Annotated in this window: 3 protein-coding genes; 1 reads left to right on the top strand and 2 read right to left on the bottom strand. The window is 56.8% G+C overall.

Annotation, left to right across the window (positions count from 1 at the left end; translation table 11 throughout):
• Positions 1-71 precede the first annotated feature (71 nt).
• Complete coding sequence (locus VBE63_RS26170; protein ID WP_323685932.1) at positions 72-2,147, bottom strand: M3 family metallopeptidase; 2,076 nt, start codon at positions 2,145-2,147, stop codon at positions 72-74.
• 101 nt (positions 2,148-2,248) lie between these two features.
• A complete protein-coding gene (locus tag VBE63_RS26165; protein ID WP_323685931.1) occupies positions 2,249-2,815 on the bottom strand; it encodes a CNP1-like family protein in 567 nt (188 codons plus the stop codon).
• Between the two features lie 143 nt (positions 2,816-2,958).
• Between VBE63_RS26165 and VBE63_RS26160 the strand changes: the two genes are divergently transcribed.
• The gene (locus VBE63_RS26160) at positions 2,959-3,498 is read left to right on the top strand and encodes a gamma carbonic anhydrase family protein (RefSeq protein ID WP_323685930.1); all 540 of its coding nucleotides are present in this window, start codon (positions 2,959-2,961) and stop codon (positions 3,496-3,498) included.
• Positions 3,499-3,597: the final 99 nt, after the last annotated feature.

Below are 3,597 nucleotides of genomic sequence, written 5' to 3'. Positions count from 1 at the left end.
AGGCTGCTTTAATGGCCAAAAAGCCCATCCGTTTTTAACGGATGGGCTTTTTTCTTGCCCGGAAAATAGAATCAGGCCGTTGCCTGCTTGGGATCGCTCCGAGGCTGGATTGGAGTATCGATAATCCCTGTGTGTCGAAGCAGAGCATCAATGTTTGGCTCACGGCCACGGAAGCTGATGTAGAGTTCCATCGGATCGGCGGAGCCGCCTCGCTCAAGGATATGCTCACGGAATGCGCGTCCGCTTTGGACATCAAGAATGCCCTGCTCTTCGAACAATGAGAAGGCGTCGGCGGCAAGCAGTTCTGCCCACTTGTAACTGTAATAACCAGCGGCATAGCCACCGGCGAAGATGTGTGAAAAGCCGTTCGCGAAACGATTGAAATCCGGCAATTGGAGAGGAGAGAGCTCTGCCCTTACCTCTGCTAAGATCTCTTTGAGGCGGCTTCCTTTTGTGGGATCATATTCGAGGTGCAGGCGAAAGTCGAAGAGCGCAAATTCTAGCTGACGAACAGTTTGCATAGCAGACTGGAAGTTGCGGGCAGCGCGCATGCGTTGATAAAGCGCGTCTGGTAATGGCCGTTCCGTCTCGCAGTGGATGGCAAAGATGTCCAATGCTTCGCGCTCCCAGCACCAATTTTCGAGAAATTGGCTAGGCAGTTCGACCGCATCCCATGGAACGCCATTGATCCCCGCCACTGCCGGGTAGTCGACGCGGGTCAGCATGTGGTGCAGCCCATGCCCAAACTCATGGAACAGGGTCTGAACATCGTCGTGAGTTAGGAGGGTGGGTTGGCCGATGACTGCAGGCGTGAAGTTGCAGACCAAGTAGGCGGTTGGTCGCTGGTAGCGTCGGTTACTAACGAGACGGTTGGTGCAGACGTCCATCCAGGCTCCGCCGCGTTTTTTTTGACGTGCGAAGGGATCAAGAAAAAACTGAGCAATCAGTTCCCCATTGAGATTCGTAATCTGGTAGAAACGGACATCTGGATGCCAGATATCGGCCCTGCCTGGCGCAGGGGTGATTTCGATATCGAACAGCCGCTCTGCGATCTGAAACAGCCCGCTGATGACCTGGTTCAATGCAAAGTAGGGCTTTAGCTCTTCGTCGCTAATCGCGAACTGAGACTGACGTAAGCGTTCAGACCAGAAGGGTATATCCCAGGCTTCGAGCTGCTCGGGACCGCCCTCAGCGCGGGCAAAGGCCTTGAGCGTTTCCATCTCGCGGCGCGCTTGTGGTGCAGAGCGGTGAGCAAGGTCCTTCAGGAATGCCATCACCTCTTCTGTACTCCTTGCCATCTTGGGCTCGAGCGAGACTTCTGCGAAGTTCTTAAAGCCCAGCAGATTTGCTTGCTCGTGCCGCAAAGCGAGCATCTCTTCGATCACTTGGGTGTTGTCCCAGCGTCCGGCATTTGGTCCTTGATCTGATGCCCGCGTTGTATAGGCCTCATAAACCACTCGCCTCAGCTCTCTGCTGAGGGCATGTTTCATCACCGGCAGATAGGAGGGGAGGTCAAGCGTCAACACCCAGCCCTCTAGCCCGCGTTCCTCCGCAAGGTGCCGCGCAAGCCCAATCGCTGATTCAGGTAGCCCATTGAGCAGGTTGAGATCGGTTATCTGCTTGTGCCAAGCATTGGTCGCATCGAGCAGGTTCTCTTCGAATTTGGCACTGAGCCGCGATAGCTCGCGATTGATCTCCTTGAACCGCGCCTTTGCCTTTGGGGGAAGATCGACGCCCGCAAGGTGCATGTCTCTAAGTGCGTTAGAGAGCATCTTGCGCTGCGCGGGATCGAGGTCGTCGGCCTCAAAAACCTGCCTGTATCCCCGATAAAGCGATGTGTTATGACCAACCTCTGTTGCATACTCACTGAGCTTCGGCAGGCAAGCGTTATAGGCTGCACGCAGCTCGTCAGAACTCATGACGGCATTGAGGTGACTGACCGGTGACCAGGCGCGGGCGAGGCGATCGTCTTCTTCTTCGATCGGCTGGACGAATGAATCCCAGGTCGCGGTAGATGTCTCCGCAGTCAGGGACTGCAGCAGGCGCCTGCCATTGCTGATAAGCAGGTCGATTGCAGGTTCGACGTGCTCTGGTTTGATGGCGGAGAAGGCGGGGTGGGCTTGGTCGTTAAGAAGTGGATTGCGCATAGAGCACCAGCAAAGTTAGCGGGCGCACACCTCTGCGCCACTGGTAGCGCCTGAGATGCCGGTTGCGGGCTGAGGTTTCAAACTGGCCTATTCAAGCTGGCCTAGTTGGTCAAAAAGCCACTGTTGTCGTTCTCGGGTATTCGCCCACTGCGTAGCATCCGAAGCTGGTCGCGTTTTGGTCGCGCTTTGAGCAGACGCGGTATGCATAGATAGTGTCGCCACAGCTCGCGGCGAGCAGCGTCGGCTGTCGATGTGCCGATCGGCTGCCATTCATCTCCGCCGGATGCGCGCTGAAAGCGCCCGCCTTGTCCGAAGGCATAGATGCGGTAGGCGCCGTTGGCCGAGCAACGAATGCCTTCAAAGGTAATGTTTTGAGTGCCGCCTAGGGTTTCAGCGACGATGGTGTAGCGAACGACGCCGTCACGACCTGTCGTCAGACTGGCGCGGTCGAGAAAGTAGGTGAAGCGTTCATCGGGGCGGTCGAGCCGAATCTCGATGAGGTCAGCGTCCTGCGGCCAGCTTGGCAGGCTCACCTCGCCTTCCTTCCACTTTTCTCCGGGCTTAATGCTTTTCGGTATCACCTCTTCCGGGCCGAAGACAAAGGGCGATTCAGCGCTTCCCGTTGCCGCGATCGTCGCTAGGCTCAGCAAGAGGATCAGATTAGACAACCGCATGTTCGTCAACGAGCTCTCGTGTCGGCTGGAGGATGATCAGCAGCAGCATATCAAAGCGCCTGCGGAACCACAGTCACGAGTTGAGGTCGTGATAGCATCTCGCTAGACCGATCATCTAGAGGTACCAAGATAGCGCGATGAATAACGTCAGGAGTTATCAGGGGCTAGAGCCCCGTGTTGCGGCAGATGCTTGGATTGACGAGACTGCAGTCGTCATCGGAGACGTCGAGATTCGGGCGCAGGCATCGGTCTGGCCTACGGCCGTGCTGCGCGGCGACATCCACCGAATCTTTATCGGTGCTGGCAGCAATGTGCAGGATGGCTCAGTGCTTCACGTCTCGCACGACAGTCGTTTTTTACCAGGGGGCGCGCCGACTATTGTCCACGAGCGTGTCACCATTGGTCACCATGCCACCTTACACGGTTGTGAGGTGCATGATCACTGTCTGATCGGTATTGGCGCTAGAGTGCTGGATCGAGCCGTCTTGCGTCCTCGGCTGATGCTCGCAGCCGGCGCAGTGGTGCCGCCCGGCAAAGTTCTACAAAGCGGCTTCATGTACATTGGCGCCCCGGCCAAGCCGGCGCGGACGTTGACCGACCTTGAACTGGAGTATCTCGACTACGCGGCTCAACACTACATCGATCTGGCGATCCGGCATCGCGCGACGGCGCTTTAGCGGATGTCATGCCTCGTCTGCAGAATGGCCTCTACTTGCGCATCCTCATGGTGCTGATTGTGCTAACAAGGGACACTGCTCAGCTTAGGTGCTGCTCTT

This window comes from Lamprobacter sp., assembly GCF_034860625.1.
GTDB lineage: Bacteria > Pseudomonadota > Gammaproteobacteria > Chromatiales > Chromatiaceae > Lamprobacter.
Note: the sequence above shows the minus strand (reverse complement) of the source record. Positions and strands in the feature narration are given on the sequence as shown.

Coding starts and splice junctions, on each gene's coding strand:
- VBE63_RS26170 (WP_323685932.1), bottom strand. CDS start 2,147: ATGCGCAATCCACTTCTTAACGACCAAGCCCACCCCGCCTTCTCCGCC.
- VBE63_RS26160 (WP_323685930.1), top strand. CDS start 2,959: ATGAATAACGTCAGGAGTTATCAGGGGCTAGAGCCCCGTGTTGCGGCA.